Source organism: Paenibacillus pasadenensis, from assembly GCF_023715725.1.
Lineage (GTDB): Bacteria > Bacillota > Bacilli > Paenibacillales > Paenibacillaceae > Paenibacillus_O > Paenibacillus_O pasadenensis_A.
Map to the genome: position 1 here is coordinate 161,697 of NZ_JAMBOT010000004.1, position 18,189 is coordinate 179,885.

The 18,189-nt window shown below is 52.5% G+C and carries 14 protein-coding genes; 4 read left to right on the plus strand and 10 right to left on the minus strand.

Annotation, left to right across the window (positions count from 1 at the left end; genetic code table 11):
* Nucleotides 1–29 precede the first annotated feature (29 nt).
* Nucleotides 30–464 carry a hypothetical protein gene (locus M3223_RS12150; RefSeq protein ID WP_251561720.1) on the plus strand — a complete coding sequence of 145 codons (435 nt, stop codon included), beginning with the start codon at nucleotides 30–32 and terminating at the stop codon, nucleotides 462–464.
* Nucleotides 465–525: 61 nt separating this feature from the next.
* On the opposite strand, the gene M3223_RS12155 is transcribed toward M3223_RS12150, so the two are convergent.
* From M3223_RS12155 to M3223_RS12165, 3 genes are all read right to left on the minus strand, one after another.
* Complete coding sequence (locus tag M3223_RS12155) at nucleotides 526–1,812, minus strand: ABC transporter substrate-binding protein (RefSeq protein ID WP_435368016.1); 1,287 nt, start codon at nucleotides 1,810–1,812, stop codon at nucleotides 526–528.
* 216 nt (nucleotides 1,813–2,028) lie between these two features.
* Nucleotides 2,029–2,859, minus strand: a complete 831-nt coding sequence (locus M3223_RS12160; RefSeq protein ID WP_251561724.1) for a carbohydrate ABC transporter permease — start codon at nucleotides 2,857–2,859, stop codon at nucleotides 2,029–2,031.
* On the minus strand, nucleotides 2,859–3,740 hold the full coding sequence (locus tag M3223_RS12165; protein ID WP_251561726.1) for a carbohydrate ABC transporter permease: 882 nt from the start codon (nucleotides 3,738–3,740) through the stop codon (nucleotides 2,859–2,861). Before M3223_RS12165 ends, M3223_RS12160 begins: the two co-directional genes overlap by 1 nt.
* Before the next feature lie 234 nt (nucleotides 3,741–3,974).
* On the opposite strand from M3223_RS12165, the gene M3223_RS24495 reads away from it, so the two are divergent.
* Both M3223_RS24495 and M3223_RS12175 read left to right on the plus strand, forming a co-directional pair.
* The gene (locus tag M3223_RS24495; protein ID WP_251561728.1) at nucleotides 3,975–5,807 is read left to right on the plus strand and encodes a cache domain-containing sensor histidine kinase; all 1,833 of its coding nucleotides are present in this window, start codon (nucleotides 3,975–3,977) and stop codon (nucleotides 5,805–5,807) included.
* A gap of 16 nt (nucleotides 5,808–5,823) precedes the next feature.
* Entirely contained in the window at nucleotides 5,824–7,419 is a 1,596-nt protein-coding gene (locus M3223_RS12175) for a helix-turn-helix domain-containing protein (RefSeq protein WP_251561730.1), read from the plus strand.
* A 327-nt stretch (nucleotides 7,420–7,746) separates the two neighbouring features.
* On the opposite strand, the gene M3223_RS12180 is transcribed toward M3223_RS12175, so the two are convergent.
* Nucleotides 7,747–7,995: an AbrB/MazE/SpoVT family DNA-binding domain-containing protein gene (locus M3223_RS12180; RefSeq protein ID WP_251561732.1), complete on the minus strand. Its 249-nt coding sequence runs from the start codon at nucleotides 7,993–7,995 to the stop codon at nucleotides 7,747–7,749.
* Between the two features lie 190 nt (nucleotides 7,996–8,185).
* Nucleotides 8,186–8,650 (minus strand): tRNA (uridine(34)/cytosine(34)/5-carboxymethylaminomethyluridine(34)-2'-O)-methyltransferase TrmL, encoded by a 465-nt coding sequence (trmL, locus tag M3223_RS12185; protein WP_251561734.1) that lies wholly within the window; start codon nucleotides 8,648–8,650, stop codon nucleotides 8,186–8,188.
* A gap of 179 nt (nucleotides 8,651–8,829) precedes the next feature.
* Here trmL and M3223_RS12190 point away from each other — a divergent pair, with 179 nt between their 5' ends.
* Complete coding sequence (locus M3223_RS12190; RefSeq protein WP_251561736.1) at nucleotides 8,830–9,552, plus strand: response regulator transcription factor; 723 nt, start codon at nucleotides 8,830–8,832, stop codon at nucleotides 9,550–9,552.
* Between the two features lie 114 nt (nucleotides 9,553–9,666).
* Here M3223_RS12190 and serC read toward each other — a convergent pair whose 3' ends face one another.
* The 5 genes from serC to M3223_RS12215 form a co-directional block, all read right to left on the minus strand.
* Nucleotides 9,667–10,755 (minus strand): 3-phosphoserine/phosphohydroxythreonine transaminase, encoded by a 1,089-nt coding sequence (serC, locus tag M3223_RS12195; RefSeq protein ID WP_251561739.1) that lies wholly within the window; start codon nucleotides 10,753–10,755, stop codon nucleotides 9,667–9,669.
* Nucleotides 10,756–10,917: 162 nt separating this feature from the next.
* On the minus strand, nucleotides 10,918–12,639 hold the full coding sequence (locus M3223_RS12200; protein WP_251561741.1) for a methyl-accepting chemotaxis protein: 1,722 nt from the start codon (nucleotides 12,637–12,639) through the stop codon (nucleotides 10,918–10,920).
* Nucleotides 12,640–12,785: 146 nt separating this feature from the next.
* The gene (gene glnA / locus M3223_RS12205) at nucleotides 12,786–14,210 is read right to left on the minus strand and encodes a type I glutamate--ammonia ligase (protein ID WP_251561743.1); all 1,425 of its coding nucleotides are present in this window, start codon (nucleotides 14,208–14,210) and stop codon (nucleotides 12,786–12,788) included.
* Nucleotides 14,211–14,544: 334 nt separating this feature from the next.
* Nucleotides 14,545–15,606 (minus strand): 3-deoxy-7-phosphoheptulonate synthase, encoded by a 1,062-nt coding sequence (aroF, locus tag M3223_RS12210; protein ID WP_251561745.1) that lies wholly within the window; start codon nucleotides 15,604–15,606, stop codon nucleotides 14,545–14,547.
* A 286-nt stretch (nucleotides 15,607–15,892) separates the two neighbouring features.
* On the minus strand, nucleotides 15,893–18,151 hold the full coding sequence (locus tag M3223_RS12215; protein WP_251561747.1) for a glycosyltransferase family 39 protein: 2,259 nt from the start codon (nucleotides 18,149–18,151) through the stop codon (nucleotides 15,893–15,895).
* Between the last annotated feature and the right edge of the window lie 38 nt (nucleotides 18,152–18,189).

Here is an 18,189-nt window from a genome sequence, read left to right on the forward strand (position 1 = left end):
GGAATTCTATAAGGATAGGAGTTATTTTAATGGGACCTAGCATCATCCTGATTCTATTTATTTTACTTGTTATTGTGACTCAATCGATTCGATGCCATTTAAGCGATCCGGAAGGCCCGATAACGCCTGCAGGAACAGCAATTCCATTTTATATTCATAACCGATCCGGCTATACGCTGACCCGAAGCAACTATTACGGTCCAATCTCCTCTTCCCCTTACTCCATTGCGAGTGGTAGCACTGGTGAAATAAAAGTCACATCCACTACGCTCCCCGGATCTGTAAAGGCTTCAATGAATTATTATTTTTTAAGCGGCAACACTCTCGTCTACTTGTCATTCGGTATGGACGTAATAAACATACTCATTGGAATTGGAGGTAAGTTTGAGAACGTATCTACAACGGGACCTATTTCGGCTAGGATAGGAGAACCCGTAACGAACTTGTTTGTTTATCCGGCCTAGCCCAAATAAATCAGCCCCAGACGTCATTTGTAGACGTTGGGGCTGATCCTATTAAGCAAGCTTATTTTTTAGCCATGTTGCTCCATTTTTGCTGGATGTTCTTTATCATTTCCTCTTTGCTAACTTTGCCCGCTACATAAGCCTGCATTTCGGCGCCGACTTCTTGCGGAACGCCCTCTGGCATTTGGTTGAAGTACCAGCCGGAAGTTTTGCCGTCCTTGCTGAACGTCATAATTTCGTTTGCGATCGGACCGAGCACTTTTTCGTCCGCTACTTCGACCGATTTCATAGCTGGAATGAACTTGAACTCGTTAACGACATATTTTTTGCCGGTTTCAGAAGTTGCCAGCCAGTTCAGGAACTCCTTGGCGGCTTCTTTGTTTTTGGAGTTTTTGTTCACTACCCAGTAGTTCGGAACGCCAACGTAGATGTTGCCGCTCTTCGCGTCGTCGTTGATCGGCATTGGCAGCACGCCTACATTCAGATTCGGCGTAATGCCGTCGATCTGAACTTGCGTCCAGTTGCCCTGCTGCATCATCGCCGCTTTGCCGCTTGCAAACAGCGTTACTTGCGTGTTGTAGTCGGTCGTCAGCGGGTTTTTGTTGCTGTTCTGAATCATCAGATCGAACAGGTTGAACCAGTCGGTGATTACTTTGTTGTCCGTGAGACCGCCCTTGCCTTCGCTTACGCCTTTAATAAACGCGGCCGGATCTTCCTGGTTGGCCAGGGCAACGTTGAACGTATGGTTGCCGAGAATCCACCACTCCTGATATCCATTGGCAAACGGCGTAATATTGGCGGCTTTCAGCTTCTCAACTGCTGCCTTCAGCTCGGTGAGCGTTTTAGGCGGAGTTTCAATTCCGGCTTGCTGGAACAGGTCTTTATTGTACAGGAGGCCGTAACCCTCGATGCCCATTGGCAGGCCGTAGTTTTTGCCGTCACGGGTAATTGCTTCTTTGGCTGTGTCGATTACATCGGATTGCCAAGGCTCGCCGCTCAGATCCTCCAGCTTGTCTGCCCAGGTGTTCAGATCGGCATTGCCGCCGTTATTGAAGATGTCCGGCTCTTGGCCCGAGGCGAATTTTGCTTTTAAGCCTGCGCCGTAGTCCGCGCCGCCGCCCATCGTTTCGATGTTAAGCGTAACGTTGGGATTCTCTTTTTCGTAATCGGCTTTCAAACGGTTCATCGCATCCGCGATTTCAACCTTGAATTGGAAAATGTTCAGCGTTACTTTTTCGCCGCTATTCGAGCCGCTGTTATTGCTGGCAGCCTCATTGCCGCCTCCATTGTTTGTTGTGCTGCATCCGGCGAGCATAGCAACGGCAAGCCCTGCGGACGCGATGCTCATCAAGCTTTTTTTCACAGGTAAAATCCCCTTTCGATCCTTTGCTTCCCTTAGTATGCCAAGTAATTGGCGGCTAATTCGAAGCGGTTATCTAATATGAACTCAGTATACTCCTGTTATGCAAACGTTAGCACTGACGATATTGCTGCAAAAGGGGGAGGATATTGATGTCGCTTTTGGCGATATCACGATCCTCCCCCTTGGGAACGCCGATTCCGTTTAACCTTTAACAGAACCAGCCGTAATGCCTTCAATAATATGACGCTGAAGCATCAGGAAGAAAATCAGAATCGGCAGCACGCCCATTACAAGACCGGCAAGCGCTAAATCCCATTGTTTCGTATATTGCCCGAAAAACGCATACGTCGAGAGAGGAATCGTCCGCTGACCTTCGCCAAGCATCAGGTCCGGCAGCAGGAAGTCGTTCCATACCCACAGGCTGTTCAAAATAATGATCGTCACCGTCATTGGTTTGAGCAGCGGAAATACGATTCTCCAGAAAACGCCGTAAGGGGAACAACCGTCAACAGTTGCAGATTCTTCGATTTCAAGCGGAATCGACTTCACGAAGCCATGATACAGGAAAATGGTCATTGAGGAGCCAAAGCCCATGTAAGCAAACCATAAGCCGGAGAGGCTGTTCGTCAAATTCAAGTTCGCCGCCACTGTAATGAGCGGAATCATGATCGACTGGAACGGGATGACCATCGCCGCCACAAATACTGCGAACAACAGGTTATTGTATTTGGACGAATGGCGGACCATCCGGTATGCAGCCATAGAGCTGATTACGGCCAGACCGATAATGGTCGTAACAGTGATAATAAGCGAGTTCATAAACGAGGCCGGGAAGCTCATGATGTCCCAGGCGCGGGTAAAGTTGTCCACGGTCCATGGGTTTGGCAGCGCCGCGGAGTCGAGGAGAATGTCTCCATACTTTTTAAACGCATTGCTGACCAAGAAGTAAAACGGAACGAGGAATACCAGCGCAAGCAGCACTCCGATAATTTCCAGAATTAATGTTGTTCCGCGGTAACGGGACTGTTCCATTATGCCTGCACCTCCCTGCTCTTCGTCAGCCATACCTGCAGCGACGTAATGATCGCCACGATGACGAAGAATACAAGCGCTTTGGCCGTTCCGAGACCGTAGTTATTGTTTTGGAACGCTTCTGTGTAAATGTTCAGAGCGACGGATTGCGTCGAGTTATACGGGCCGCCTTTGGTCAGAGACAAGATGATATCAAAGGATTTAAACGACCAGCTTAGCGCCAGGAACAGCGCAATCGTTACAGCCGGCATGATCAGCGGCACCGTAATGTGGCGCAGCTTCTGCATGGCGGTCGCTCCGTCAATCGAGGCAGCCTCCATCAGATCCTTTGGCACATTGATTAAAGCGGAGATGTAGATGACCATCAGATAACCAGCCGTACTCCAAATGGTGACGATGACGACGCCCCAGAATGCCGTTGTTTCGTCTCCGAGCCACGGCAGGTTAAACAGCGCCCAGCCCGTTTTTTCGCCTACAGCCGAAAAACCTTTAATGAAGATAAACTGCCAGATGAAACCGAGCAGCAAACCTCCGATGACGTTTGGCATAAAAAAAATGGTCCGCAGCACATTTCTCGATTTCACAGGCTGCGTCAGCAGCAGCGCCAGGATGAAGCCGACCAGATTGGACAAAATGACGGTTGCAACCGTAAATTTGCTGGTGAAAATAAAAGAATTAATAAAAGCTTCGTCTTGAAATATGGCGGTAAAGTTGCCCAAGCCGACAAACTTCAGGTTGTCGGATACTCCATTCCAATCAAAGAAGGAGTAGTACATGCCCATAAAGAAGGGAAGCGCAACAATAATCGCAAACGCGACCGTAGCCGGGCCGGTGAACACGATTTGCTGGATCCATGATTTGGACCATCCGCTGCTTTTCATCCCGAATCTCCCCTTTCAACTCAATAATTGCAGTCAGTTTCTCCTGCCTGTAGCAGAAATATGCCGACTTCTTGCTCATTTTTGTCCAGTATACGCTCTACAGACGAGGCCTCCCACCGAGTATGATGACAGGAAAGGTGTAAAATATTGATGCGGCTCGCTGCTCCCGCTATAATCGAACCGTAAGCTTCGGCCTCATTTAAAGCTGGATCTGGTAAAGGAGAGCACACCACAGTGAAATTTTATTGGATCAGGCGAAGCATCCGCACAAAGCTGACCGTTATTCTTCTGCTTGCGATCGGCATTCCCATGCTCGCCTCCATCATCATAACGAATACGCGCACAGCCGCATTTGTAGAGGACGACAACATCCGGCAAAATTCCAACTTGCTTTATCAGGGCAAGACGAATCTGGACTATTACTTTCAGTCCCTCTTTCAAACGTCGCTTGCACCTTATTCCGATACGACGCTTTACCGTACGCTTGAGACGGGACGCAGCGATTATTTGACGGATAATCAGATCTTTGTCAGCCTGCAAATAATGGCGAACACGGTTAAGGAAATTTACCAGGTTTATCTTCACTCTCCTAAAGCGGAGCGGGGGTTTCTGTTTTCCAAGGGGCAGTATAAGCGAAATCCGCAAATCATTAACGCCCCCGGAACGACGCTTCCTGAAGGAGTCAATTACACCATACGCCCGCTGCATATGAGCAGCAATTACGGCATTTTGGCTGCACCTCCTTTTTTGGCCCGGCCGGTCATTACTGTCGTTAGACCGCTTTACCGGATTCCTAGCGATGAATTGATTGGCACGCTTGCTATCGACGTTACCCCGGAAGTGATTAATTCCATTGCCGGACAGCTCTACCAGCCGGATAAGGGCGAGGAGGTTTATCTGCTCTCTCCCGACGGTACGATCATCTACGGGCCCGATCCCGACAGGCGCGGCCTTAAGCTTGATGCGGAATGGACAGCCGAGCTGCTGGCGGAGTCCGCCAAATGGGCTTCCGAGGAGCGAAGCGATACGGCAATTGGAGCCAAACGTCTAAGTCAGTCTCCGGATCAGGGTATTTTTATTTTTGAACAGATTGCCGCCGGAGAGCAGCAATGGACACTTGTCAAACGCATTCCGGATTCCGCGTTAATGCGGATTACAAACGGCGTAACGCAGGTGAACACGATTGTGCTGCTCGGTTCCTTGCTGCTTGTATCGCTTGCCACGCTGCTCATCTCATTTTGGATTACCCGGCCAATCAAGCAATTAACCGGATATGTAAGTCAAATTCAATCCGGCCAGCTCGATACGAACATTCATCTGGATCAAGCGGATGAGATCGGCCAGTTGGCCCGCCGTTTTCGGATGATGATGGAAACCATTAATAATCTGGTGCTGCGGGAATACAAGCTTGAGCTTGCCAACAAAACAAATCAGCTGAAGGCGCTGCAGGCTCAGGTCCATCCGCATTTTCTGTACAACGCGCTGCAGTCAATCGGGACGACAGCACTGAAACGAGGCGTTCCCGATCTGTACAAGCTCATTATGCAGCTCGGCAAAATGATGCGTTATTCCATGAATACCGCCGAGGAATTTGTCGTTATTTCCCAGGAAATTGATCATACCCGCTCCTACCTGGAGCTGCAGAGACATCGTTTTGACGACAAGCTGACCTATGAAATTGCAGTTGATCCCGAAGCAGCGGGTACTTTTATACCGCGCATGGTTATTCAGCCGATAGTGGAAAATGTATTCAAGCATGCTTTTGACCCTGCTGGCGGCGAAGTGCATGTCTCCATTCGCTGCTATCAGGCCGACGGCATGGCTCGGGTAGAAATAGCCGACAACGGGCCTGGCATTTCAGCAGAAAAGCTGGAGCAGCTGCAAAACAGCCTCTTGCGTACGGATGAAGACAGTCTCCATATTGCCGGTCATATCGGCCTGGCTAACGTCGCGTCACGCCTAAAGCTCCACTGCGGGGAGAACGCAGCGATTCGGCTCGAAAGCGGTCAGGAGCCGCTGGGCGGATTAACCGTTATCCTTTTTATTCCGGCAGCAGACACACCTTAGATAGGAGAGAACCATCATGAATGTGTTAATCGTTGACGACGAAAGCCATGCGCGTGAAGCGGTCAAGCTGCTCGTTGACTGGGATGCTCTGGGCGTTTCCAGACTATTAGAGGCAGATAACGGCGAGGCAGCGAAGCTGCTTGTTGATGAATATATTCCAGTGCTGATTCTGACGGACATCCACATGCCGATTACAAACGGACTCCGGTTCATGGAATGGGTCAGCACGCATCATCCGCAAAGCAAGGTCATCGCAATTAGCGGCTATAACGATTTTGATTATGTCCGCAAAACGATGAAATATGGCGGTAGAGACTATATATTGAAGCCGATTGATCCTGACCAGCTGAATGAAGCGGTGCAGCGCGCTCTGGAGGAGTGGAGGCTGGAAACGCAGGAAAAGCAGAGGCAGGTGGAAAGCGGAATCGCCCTTAATCAGTACAAACCCGTGTATTGGAGCCATCTGTTTGGCAAGCTGGCATCTGGAGCGCAAGAGGCGGAAGCGGCTGCAGAGCAGCTCCGCGTCGAGTTCAGCGGGTTTCCTCCCGAAGCGCCAATGCAGGCTGTAGTTCTCAGCCTGTACCCGATTCAGGACAAGCTGCTCCGGCGGTTTCGCGGCGACCGCGAGCTGCTCGAGTTTGCAATTATAAACGTATTGAACGATTTGCTCCGCACGGAATGGCAATGCGGTTATGCTTTCCGCTCCTCCGACACATCGGATGAAATAACAGCTTTAATCTGGAGCGGCCAGAATGGAATTGAAGAACGGACGAGGAAGATGCTTGAGGCGGTTTCCCTGACGCTTAAGGCGGAGCTGCACGCTGGCGTCGGCAGCCTTTCCGCAAAAGCGGAAGACGTATGGACTTCCGTCAAAGAAGCACGGACGGCGCTGCTGTACCGCAATCTGCTGCAGCCCAAGGAGCGTGTCCACCACGCCCAGCTGCTGCCGGCCAGCGGCCATTCTTTACATTTAAGCGAGCTAGAGCAAGCGCTGCGCGTATCGGTGCAGGTACGCAATCCGGCAGAAGCGACTGCGGCTTTGTCGGATTGGTTCGCAAGGCTGCGCCAGGCTGGAGCTGTAACGCCGGCGGCTGTTCAGCTATGGGACCGCCAGCTGGAGCTGATGCGCACCCGGATTGTTCAAGAATTTACGCCGGATGAGGATATGGCAGCAGGAGGATCGATGCCGCTAGTGTTTAATGATGATGGCAAACTGCTGCTCGACGATACGGAAAAAGAGTTCAGGCTGCAGCTGCTGGACTGGCTGGAGACGATTTTGCGCCGCATCCGCCAGGAGCGCAGCATCATTGCCGAAATGACCTCGTATATTAACGCCCATCTGGAGGAAGACTTATCGCTGCAGACGCTCGCCTCCCGCTTTTTCCTCAGCCGGGAGCATGTCAGCCGCCGCTTCAAGCAGGAAACCGGCCAAACGCTCAGCGAATTCGTCGAAAGCCTGAGAATGGAGAAGGCCCGCAAGCTGCTCGCTGCCGCCGGGCTTCGCGTTGCCGAGGTGGCGTCGCAGGTCGGTTATGGGGATGAAAAATACTTCAGTAAAGTGTTCAAAAAGCATACCGGCTGCTCTCCCGGCCAGTATCGCCAGCAACTCTGACACATCTTGTTCACAATTTGAATCGTTTTCTTTTTTTAACCAGTTGGGTATAATAAAATTAATTCGTCCGGAGGTGCTACATATGTCCTTACCGTTTATCGTCGTCATGCTTGTGTCGCTGCTGTTCCTGACCGCGATTTTGACAGCGGCTTACAACGACGACAAGACCAAAGGCCTGTAAGACGCTGCGGATTTTCGCATCTAGCCAACAACTCTTCAGCCGGTTCCTCTGATCCGGCAAGAAAGACAAAGGCCATGCCCCGTTCATACGGGAAGCATGGCCTTTTTCGTTTGCTCCATTTCGTCCTTGCGACAGTTAAACAGCGCCTAGCGGCGGATTTGCAGCATTCCGGTCATACATTCCATACACAGGTAACGCTCTTTGAATTCCCGTACATCCTCCATCGAGCTGCAGAACACACAGCGCGGGCGATAACGCTCCAAAATAATATGATCGCCCTGCACGAGAATTTCGACAGGATCTCCCTCATTCATCTGGTAACGCTTGCGCAACGACTTGGGCAGCACAATGCGTCCAAGCTGATCGACTTTTCTTACGACTCCAGCCGGTTTCATCGGTTGTATTTCGCTCCTTATGTCTGAAAATCTAGTCACAACCAACCCTTCGGCGGACAAAAATGTCACAGGGCTTAGGATGCTTATGCTACTTTTGTTCGCTTCCTGCATCAAGAATCCTGCACTTTGGAAGACTTTCTTAGAATAGTACAAGTTTATCCGGTTTTGTTAACACCATCGGAAAAGGCGGTTATCCGAGCCCCGGAAAATCGTTCTGGCGCAGTGCCTCGAACAAAATAACCGCAGCAGAATTGGATAAATTCATCGATCTTACATCGCCGGTCATCGGCATGCGGATTGCAGTATCCATATTTTCCTCAATGAGTTCCGGAGGCAGCCCCTTTGTTTCTTTGCCGAAAACAAGCAGATCACCGTCGCGATAAGCGACCGAATCATAACGCAAGCGGGCTTTAGTGCTGGCATAGAAAAACCGCCCCTCAGGGAATCGGTCCCTTACCTCCTGGAAGGAGTCGTAGTAGTGTACCTTAACCGCATGCCAATAATCAAGTCCCGCACGTTTCAGCGTACGGTCATCCGTATCAAAGCCAAGCGGACGCACAAGATGCAGATGCGCTCCCGTTGCCGCGCAGGTGCGCGATATATTTCCGGTATTAGCGGGAATCTCGGGTTCGACAAGCACAATATGAAATGCCATGGCTAAACCTTCCTTCTTCGGTGAATTTAGAGTTGAATGTAGAGTCGTATTTACAGTTGGATTACAATTCCGCTTCCTTTTCCCTGTTCCTTTACACAGCTTTTACGCGTGCTTAACTCCTCTTTTATGGTAGGGAGATATACTTTTCTCAAGCAACGAGTAAAGGAGCCCGATCCAGCATGACGAAGAAAAAAGTTCTCATCGTTGACGACGAGCCTTCCATTTCCATGCTTCTTGAATTCAACCTTAACCTTGCCGGATATGAGGTCCATTCTGTGCATGACGGCATGGCCGTATTTGACAGGCTTCAGACCTTCCGCCCGGACTTGATCGTGTTAGATCTGATGCTGCCCAAAATGGATGGCATCGAAGTATGCCGAGAGCTTCGCCGCAGAGGAAACTTTGTGCCGATCGTCATGCTCACGGCTATGCAGGATGTGACGGACCGCATCGCCGGCCTCGACAATGGCGCCGACGACTATATGACAAAGCCGTTCAGCCCTCAGGAGCTTATCTCTCGTATATCCGCGATCTTCCGGCGTATTCAAGCTTATCCGGGAGTTAACGAGGAGGTCAGTTATGAAATCGGTGCCCTACGGGTCGATCTCGGCCAACGCGAGGTTCGTCTGAACGGAGAAGCGGTTGAGCTGACTCCAAAAGAATTCGAGCTGCTTATCTTCCTCTGCCGCCATCGCGGCAAAGTGCTGAGCCGCCAACAGCTGCTGCAAGGGGTATGGGATTACCATTTCCTTGGCGATACCCGTATCGTCGACGTTCATATTAGCCATCTGCGGGAAAAAATCGAACGCAGCGCCCGCTCCCCGGAATTTATTATGACGGTCCGCAACGTCGGATACAAGCTCACTGGCCCTAACCCCAAAGATCAGAGCGCTTTGGCCTAACATCCCCCATACGAACAAACAACGCCCTTGCCGATAGTAGAACCCGGCAAGGGCGTTGCTTTGTTTCCGGCACTTGCGCGCCCGGAACGGACAGGCAAGCGCCAGCCGTGCAAGTTAGCCGTTAATGCGCTGGAATTCCTTCATGAATTCGGCCAGAGCACGGCAGCTTTCAAGCGGTACCGCATTGTAAGTCGAAGCCCGCAGGCCGCCTACGTCGCGGTGACCTTTTAAGCCGACAAAACCTTGCTCTTCGGATTGTTTAACGAACAGCTTCTCAAGCTCCTCGGATGGCAGACGGAACGTCACATTCATCAGAGAGCGGCTGCCAGCCTCGGCTACGCCGCGGTAGAACCCGCTGCTGCCGTCAATTGCTCCATAGATAAGACCGGTTTTATCGCGGTTCAGCTGCTCAACTGCGGCAAGCCCGCCTTTTCCTTTAATCCACTTGAGCACCAAGCCTACCATATATACGGCAAAAGAAGGCGGCGTATTATACAGCGATTTGGACTTGGCATGGGTGTCGTAGCGAAGCATCGTCGGAATGCCTGCCGGACTGGCGGCAATCAGATCGTTGCGGGCAATGACAACCGTCGCGCCGGATGGGCCGAGGTTTTTTTGCGCTCCGGCATAGATGAGGCCGAACTGCTTCACGTCAAGGGGACGGGACATAATATCGCTCGACATATCGGCAACGAGCGGAATCGCTCCTGTATTCGGAAAAGCAGCCAGCTGAGTGCCTTCGATCGTTTCATTCGAAGTGACATGCAGATAAGCGGTGTTTTCCGAAAGCTCCAGTGCGGACAGGTCCGGCATCGCCGTAAAACGGGATTCCTCTGCGGATGCCACTACACGGGTTTCCCCGATCAGCTTTGCTTCCTTAATCGCTTTTTTCGCCCAGCTTCCGCTGTTGACGTATGCGGCCGTTTGGCCTGAGGCCAGCAAATTCATCGGAACCATTGCAAACTGGGTGCTTGCGCCGCCTTGCAGCAGCATTACACTGTAATCGTCCGGAATTTGCAGCAATTCGCGGAGCAGAGCATCGGCTTCATCGTTAACGCCTTCGAACACCTTGCTGCGGTGGGACATTTCCATAATGGACATGCCAGCACCCATGTAATCGACAAATTGCTCTTGTGCTTGCTGCAATACCTCAAGCGGCAGTGCGGCCGGTCCAGCATTAAAATTGTAGGCTCTCTTCGTCACGATTCTAGCACCCCTGTCTCTGTCGCTGGAACGATACGCTCCAGTAAAGTTATGAGTATCTTATCAAGTTTGACTCATTCCTTCAAGTGACAATTACACGAACGCTTACCGTATACTGACTAATCATCATTCGGATTTTACAGATTCAGATGCGGAATCCGCCTATATCTTCATCTGTCCGGACAGCTGTTCCAAGCGAATCGCCATCTCATCCAGCCGGCCTCCCAGCTCCGCCAGACGGTGCATAGCCTCCCGCTGCCCGTCTGCAGCCTGTGCGAGCCGCTGCAGGCTTAACGCCTCCTCGCCGGACAGCTGCTGCATGCGGGCTGCTGCTTCTGCCGTTTGTCCCGCTCCGGCCGACAGCTGCTCGGATATCGCGGACAGCTCCTGAACCTGGCTGTTCACACGCTCCACCTCGGAGCGGATGGCGCCGAACGAAGACGACGCGAGGCGCACCGATGCAAGCCCGTCCTCCATTTCTCCCGCCTGCACACGAGAAATTTGAAGCATTCCGTCCGCCTCCGCCAGCATAGCCTCCATCTTCCCGGCAATAACGGCTGCAGAATGGGCTGATTGGTCCGCCAGCTTCCGCATCTGATTGGCGACTACGTCGAAGCCCCGTCCATGCTCTCCAGCGCGCGCCGCTTCTATAGAAGCGTTCAGGGCAAGCAGCCCCGACTGGGAGGCGATACCTCGGATAAGTCCCGCAATCTCACCTGTCTCGGCCGCTTGAGCCATGAGCCGTTCGGCTTGTTTTGAAGCCTGTCTCATGCCCTCTTCCATCCGCTGCAGCTGCAGAGCAGCGCGCGCTGCGGCCTCCTCGCCTTCATACGCGGAGCGGCTCGCGCCTTCCGCAGCAGCCGCCGTTTCCACCGTCGCCTGGGCCATTCGAAGAGCGCCTTGGCCAACTTCCCCGATTGCAGCCGCGGTTTCGGTTGTCAGACGCGACTGCTCCGCTGAACGGACTGCCGATTGACCAAGCGCCTCCGTCATGCGGTCAAGCGAAGCGCTTGTAGCGGCGGCGTCAGCGGCCAGCCGGCCAGCCTCTCCCCGAACATCACTCGAGCTGCCCTGCAGGCTGCCAAGCATTGCTGCCAGCAAACGGGTCATACGCTGAAACGCCCTGCCGAGCCGGCTGATCTCGTCCTCTCCCTTTACATGCAGGCTAACCGTCAAATCACCCGCGGTCACCTGCTCCATCGCCCCTTGCAGACGGAGCAAAGGCTTGAGCAGCATACGCGCCGCAATGGCCAGCAGAATGGCTGCGGCGAGCCAGATTGCTGCTCCGGTCATCAGCAGACGATTGCGATTGTCGTTCATGAGGCTGAATACCGCATCCCCGTCAAAATCCGCTCCGACAACGCCAATAACGTTACCTTCATTCATAATCGGCACATAGGCGGTAAGCGTCGCTCCGTAGGCATCATCCTTCGTTAGCGAGCCTACTTGGGGCTTGCCTTCCTGGAATGCTACCGGGAGCATCGGATCGCCCTCCTCTACCGGTTCGCCGAGCGGAGAAAAATCCTCAGCTTCCGCATCGAGAGGCATTCCGTCAACAACATAGCCGTACGGCGGCCTGGATACATCCTCAAGACCGCTCATTGTGTACAGATACTTTAGACCTATAGCCTTGCGAAGCTCGTCCAGCTCGCCCCTCAGCTTACTGTAATAAGCCGTCTCCTGCTTGCTCTTCGCCAGCTCCAAATATGCATGAACATCGATGCGCTCGGCTGCGTATTGAGCCGCTTGATGCGCCTGATCGGCGATCGACTGATTCACTAACCGAGCGGATGACAGGTACACGACTCCTCCCAAAACGGCTCCAAAGACCAGCAAAAAAAGCGTGAACAGAATGATGATTCGAACCTGCAGACTTTTCAGCAACGGAATTCGCCCTTTCCTTCTGCAATGCTGCCGGCAGCATTGCCGGCTCTCTTCCTTTTATCGGCATTATTGGCTGCAAAGTAAGCCGTTGAACAACAAACAAGGCTCCCCGGTCGGGGAGCCTTGAAGGGATGAGTGCGTTAAAATTAGCAATCGAAGTAGAGGCCGTACTCGTAAGGATGAACACGGATTGCAACTGCTTTTGCTTCTTGACGCTTAAGAGCAACGTAGTTGTCGATGAAGTCTTGGCTGAATACGCCTGTTTCCGTAAGGAACGCGGAATCGGCTTCCAGAGCGTCCAGAGCTTCGTCGAGCGTGCCAGGAACGCTGCGGATTTCTTGCTTCTCAGCGTCGGACAGATCGTAGATGTTTTTGTCGTACGGGCCATATCCAAGAGCCGAAGGATCGATTTTGCGCTTAACGCCGTCCAGACCTGCCAGCAGCATAGCCGCGAAGCTCAGGTAAGGGTTAGCCGTGGAGTCCGGCGTACGGAACTCGATGCGGCAGCCTTTAGGCGTAACTGCTGCAACCGGAATACGAACTGCTGCGGAACGGTTGCCTTTGGAGAATACAAGGTTAACCGGCGCTTCGTAGCCTGGAACAAGGCGTTTGAACGAGTTCGTGCTCGGATTCGTCAGAGCGATCAGAGCCGGGGCATGGTGCAGAATGCCGCCGATGTAATGCAGCGCCATTTCGCTCAGGTTAGCGTAGCCGCCTTTTTCATAGAAGAGCGGGCTGTCGCCGTTAAAGATCGATTGGTGAACGTGCATGCCGCTGCCGTTGTCGCCGAAAAGCGGCTTAGGCATAAACGTAGCTACTTTGCCGTATTGGCGAGCCGTGTTGTGCACGATGTATTTGTAAAGCATCAGGTTATCAGCCGTTTTAGTCAGCGTGTCGAAACGGAAGTTGATTTCCGCTTGTCCTGCCGTCGCCACTTCGTGGTGATGGCGCTCGATGCGCAGACCCGCTTCTGCCATCAGACGGCACATTTCGCTGCGGATATCTTGTTGGGTATCAACTGGAGCAACCGGCACATAACCGCCTTTAACGCCGACTTTAAAGCCGAGGTTGCCGCCTTCTTCTTTACGGCCCGTATTCCAAGCCGCTTCCTCGGAGTCAACCGAGAAGAAAGAAGAATTCATGGAGCTTTCGTAACGCACGTCGTCAAAGATGAAGAATTCGGACTCGGGAGCAAAAAACGCCGCCGTGCCAATGCCCGTGGATTGGAGGTATTCTTCCGCCTTGTGAGCGATGCTGCGCGGATCGCGCTCATAACGCTCGCCGTCTGGCGTGTGGATGTTACACATGATGTTCAACGTAGGATGATCGGTGAAAGGATCTACGAATACCGACTCCGTATCGGGCATCATGACCATGTCAGATTCTTCGATGCCGCGGAAACCCGGGATCGAGGAGCCGTCAAAAGCAACGCCATTTACGAAAGTTTCACCATCTACTTCCGTCGCAGGAAGAGAAATGTGGTGAGCGCGGCCGGCAAGATCCACAAAACGGAAATCGACAAACTGGATGTTATTTTCTTTGATTTTGTCCAATACACCTTGAACTGACATCTGAAATTTCCTCCATTTCCGAACGTTAACATTGATTATTACCGAGATTGTTCAACTTTGGCCCTGAACCTTGAAGTTATTATAAAACTCCCTATTAGCACCGTCAATAGCTATGTCAGGTATTTTTGGAACAAGTGTAAGCATTACTCACAACATTTATACAATATGCATCTTTATTTGCACCAAAAAACATAAACATCCGTAAATCCTTAATAAAAACAGGATTTACGGATGTTTACGAACGTTTGTAACCTTATATTTAACCTTGTCGATATACGTATCTTTGCATAATTATAAGAAAGCGTTTACTTTCTCTCTCTTCTGTTCGGCCCGATTAACGCTGCCAGACGGCAAATGCCTCCGCCTCTTCCTTTTTCGTGTCAAAATTCTTGCCGACGATTGGCGCAAGCTTCTCCAGATCCTTAAGCAGCTGGGCGAATTGATCCGGGAACAGCGATTGTACGCCGTCGCCGGTAGCGGAGTTGTCAGGATCGGTATGCATTTCAATAATGAGACCGTTCGCTCCAGCCGCTACCGATGCTTTGGCCATCGGCTCAACAAGCTCTCTGCGGCCTGTGCCATGGCTCGGATCGGAAATGACAGGCAGATGGCTCAAACCTTGCAGCACCGGAATCGCCGTCAGATCAAGCGTATTGCGCGTGTAGGTCTCGAACGTCCGGATGCCGCGCTCGCAGAGCATAACGTTCGGATTGCCTCCGGCCAAAATGTATTCAGCCGCATTCAGGAATTCATCGTAGGTGCTGCTGAATCCGCGCTTGAGCAGAACTGGCGTCTGAATCGTGCCGAGCTTGCGGAGCAGATCAAAATTCTGCATATTGCGCGTCCCTACCTGCAAGATGTCGGCATGCTCCGCACAGATATCAACATACTCCGGCGTCATGACTTCCGTAATCGTCAGCAGGCCGTGCTTCTCGCCGGCTTTGCGCATCATTTCGAGCCCTTCGACGCCAACGCCCTGGAAGCTGTACGGCCCCGTGCGCGGCTTGAACGCCCCGCCCCGCAGCACCTGGCCTCCCGCCGCTTTCACCAGGCGGGCAATCTCGTCAATCTGCTCCTCATTCTCGACCGCGCAAGGGCCGCCCATAATAACAAGATTGCTGCCGCCGATCTTGACGCCTTTGATGTCGATAATCGTGTCCTCGGGATGAAAGTCACGGCTGGCCAGCTTGTAGGACTTGGAAATTTTAACGACATTCTCTACACCCTTCAGCTGGCGCAGGTGCTCGGCCAAGGTCGGCTCCGCTTTGCCGATAATTCCGATTACGGTACGATCCGTTCCGCGGGATACATGAGCCGCAACTCCTGCGCGCTCGATATGAGAGACGATCTCGGCAATCCGCTCGTCGGTAATAGTTGGTTGTGTAATCACGATCATGGTCTGCACTCTCCTTTAACCTTGTGGACGCTTTAATTTAGGATGGAACCCTTGGCACTTTCTCACTTGTTCGCTTAAAAGCTTGTTTGCTTTTAAGCTTTTAAGCTTTTATGCAATGAAGTAACTATACATGATTAAGCAGGGTTTCGTCAAGTTCCATCCTCTGGTATCCTATTCAGCTTATGCTGCCTTAATGCTTGGTATTAAAAACCCCGCTTGCAGGGCGCACCTTTGCAAGCGGGGTTTCTATTCAGACTGCGCGTTAAGGCTTCGTCATATCAATCGTTTAATCCAGCGTCACTTCATATAGAACAGCTTCGCCGGAGCCGGCGCTCTCCCCGTTCCCGGAGCTGTACTGGCTTTTATCGACCGGTTTGCCGTGTTTTTTTATCCATCCCGTCAGCTTATCGCTCCCAGTGCCGCGACCAGCAGCGCTGCGGATAAAGTCACGCACTAGGAAATACTTCACTTTGCCGGAGCGGACAAGCTCCTCGAGCTTCGCTTCATCATATACCGGGTCACTGCTCTTGAAGCCCTGCAAAATGACCAGCTTCTCTTTTTCCTTCACAATATATGGCGCTGCAGTCGAATAGTCCATGACCGCAAGCAAATAATCGGTTGTCTGATTGCTCCGCAAAAACTCCAGCAATCCTTTGTCCGCTGCGGCGGCCTCCGGGCCTCCAAGCGTCATGTTTCCGACAGGCCGCATCAAACCCTGCTGCCCGTTTGGCGGCGTCTTCTGCCCGTCAGGCGGGGTCATCTGCCCGTCAGGCGGAGTCATCTGCTGTCCGTCCGGCATCGTGCGTCCATCGTCCTGTCCGTTATTCCTTGAAGGCCATTGATTGCTTTGAGAGCCGCCGCGTCCGCCATTACCGTTCCCCATCTCCGCAACACTGAATTGCATGCCCATGCCCCCGTTCCCGCCGCCAGGCCCGGCCTTGGGAATCATGCTGTTTTGGCCGTAAACGATTGGCGTTGCCGACCAGTATGCTGGCCCGATGAGCAGCACAGCTAAACTAAGCGCAAAAATAGTTCTGGAGCCTGCCCGCTTATCGCTGTTCTGCGCCGCAAGAAACAAAGCTCCCAGCAGGCCAAGAGCCGCTGCGGCAATCGACCAGCCAATGCCAATCGTATCCTCGTAAGCTTGAAGAATATACCATTGAAACAATCCCGTTACAGCGACGGCAACGGGCAGCAGCCAAGCCTGCCAACCGGCGCTTTCTCTGTACTTGCTCCACATGTGCGCCGCACCCGCCCCCGCAAGAGCGGCAATTGGCGGAGCGAGCATGATGAGATAATATTCGTGCATAAAGCCTGCTACGCTAAAAAACGCGCCGACCGGTATAAGCCAGGCAAGCCAGAACAGCGCTTCTTTATGCTTGGCCGTCATCCCTCTCCATCTGAAGCTAATCAGCAGCGCCAGCGCCGATAGCAGCGCAAAGGGCAGCAGCCAGCTCGCCTGGCCCGACAGCCCGCTTTGAAACAGGCGCAACGGGCCTTTTTTACCGCTGCCAAACATGCCGCCAGCCATCGGAGCTACGTCTCCCGGCATGCCTGGCTCAATGTCCATACCCGAGCCGCCCATCCGCATCCGGCCGTCTTCATTTGAAGGATTAGTCCCCTGCGGCGGATTTTCTTGGAGCTGCCCGCCACCGTTTTGTCCCGCATCGCCGCTGCCAGGATCGATTATTTTTGTTCCGGTTCCGTTTGGACCTCCGATATTATCCCCCGTCAGCCGGGATACGCCGTTATAACCAAACGCCAGCTCCAGCACGGAGTTGGTCTCGCTGCTTCCAATATAAGGGCGTTTGTCTGCCGGAATTGCATCCACAACTACGGCCCAAGATACGGAAATGAGCAGCATAACACCCGTACATACGGCCAAAATGGAGTATTTTCGGGCCGTTCTCAGCCACCTGACGCCCAAAACATAAAGCAAGAAAAAAGCAGGCAGCACCATGTACGCTTGCAGCATTTTCATGTTGAAGGCAACACCGATCAGCGCAAAGGCGGCAATCAGACTGCCGGTACGCTGTTCGCGAATGCCCCGCAGCAAAAACCAGGCGGCAAGCACTAACGCAAACACGACCATGGCATCCATATTATTCGTACGGGCCACCGAGACCGCTACCGGAGTAAGCGCCATGGCAATAGCCGCGCACCGTGCAGCTAAAGTGCCGAAGGTTGGTTTGACGCACAGATAGATTAGAGGCACCGTGGCGATAAAAGCCAATGCTTGCGGCAAAATAACGCTCCAGCCATGCAGGCCAAATACAAAAGCAAAGGCTGTCTGAATCCATAGCACCAGCGGCGGTTTATCAACCGTGACCGAGCCTGCCGAATCCAGCGATCCAAAGAAAAAGTTGTGCCAGCTCTGTAGCATGCTTCCGACAGCTGTTGTGTAGTAAGTATTGGAGTACGCCTCGTTCCAAATTCCGTACAAACTTAAACATGCCGCAACCGCAATTGCTGCAGCCAGCCAGTAATCAACCGTAAAATGCCGCCTTGAACGGCCCTCGCTCTCTATCATCCGGTTATCATCCATGAAGGCTTCACTCCTCATCAATCAGGTTCTGAGCTTAT

Coding starts and splice junctions, on each gene's coding strand:
- M3223_RS12150 (WP_251561720.1), top strand. CDS start 30: ATGGGACCTAGCATCATCCTGATTCTATTTATTTTACTTGTTATTGTG.
- M3223_RS12155 (WP_435368016.1), bottom strand. CDS start 1,812: ATGAGCATCGCGTCCGCAGGGCTTGCCGTTGCTATGCTCGCCGGATGC.
- M3223_RS12160 (WP_251561724.1), bottom strand. CDS start 2,859: ATGGAACAGTCCCGTTACCGCGGAACAACATTAATTCTGGAAATTATC.
- M3223_RS12165 (WP_251561726.1), bottom strand. CDS start 3,740: ATGAAAAGCAGCGGATGGTCCAAATCATGGATCCAGCAAATCGTGTTC.
- M3223_RS12175 (WP_251561730.1), top strand. CDS start 5,824: ATGAATGTGTTAATCGTTGACGACGAAAGCCATGCGCGTGAAGCGGTC.
- M3223_RS12180 (WP_251561732.1), bottom strand. CDS start 7,995: ATGAAACCGGCTGGAGTCGTAAGAAAAGTCGATCAGCTTGGACGCATT.
- trmL (WP_251561734.1), bottom strand. CDS start 8,650: ATGGCATTTCATATTGTGCTTGTCGAACCCGAGATTCCCGCTAATACC.
- M3223_RS12190 (WP_251561736.1), top strand. CDS start 8,830: ATGACGAAGAAAAAAGTTCTCATCGTTGACGACGAGCCTTCCATTTCC.
- glnA (WP_251561743.1), bottom strand. CDS start 14,210: ATGTCAGTTCAAGGTGTATTGGACAAAATCAAAGAAAATAACATCCAG.
- aroF (WP_251561745.1), bottom strand. CDS start 15,606: ATGATCGTGATTACACAACCAACTATTACCGACGAGCGGATTGCCGAG.
- M3223_RS12215 (WP_251561747.1), bottom strand. CDS start 18,151: ATGGATGATAACCGGATGATAGAGAGCGAGGGCCGTTCAAGGCGGCAT.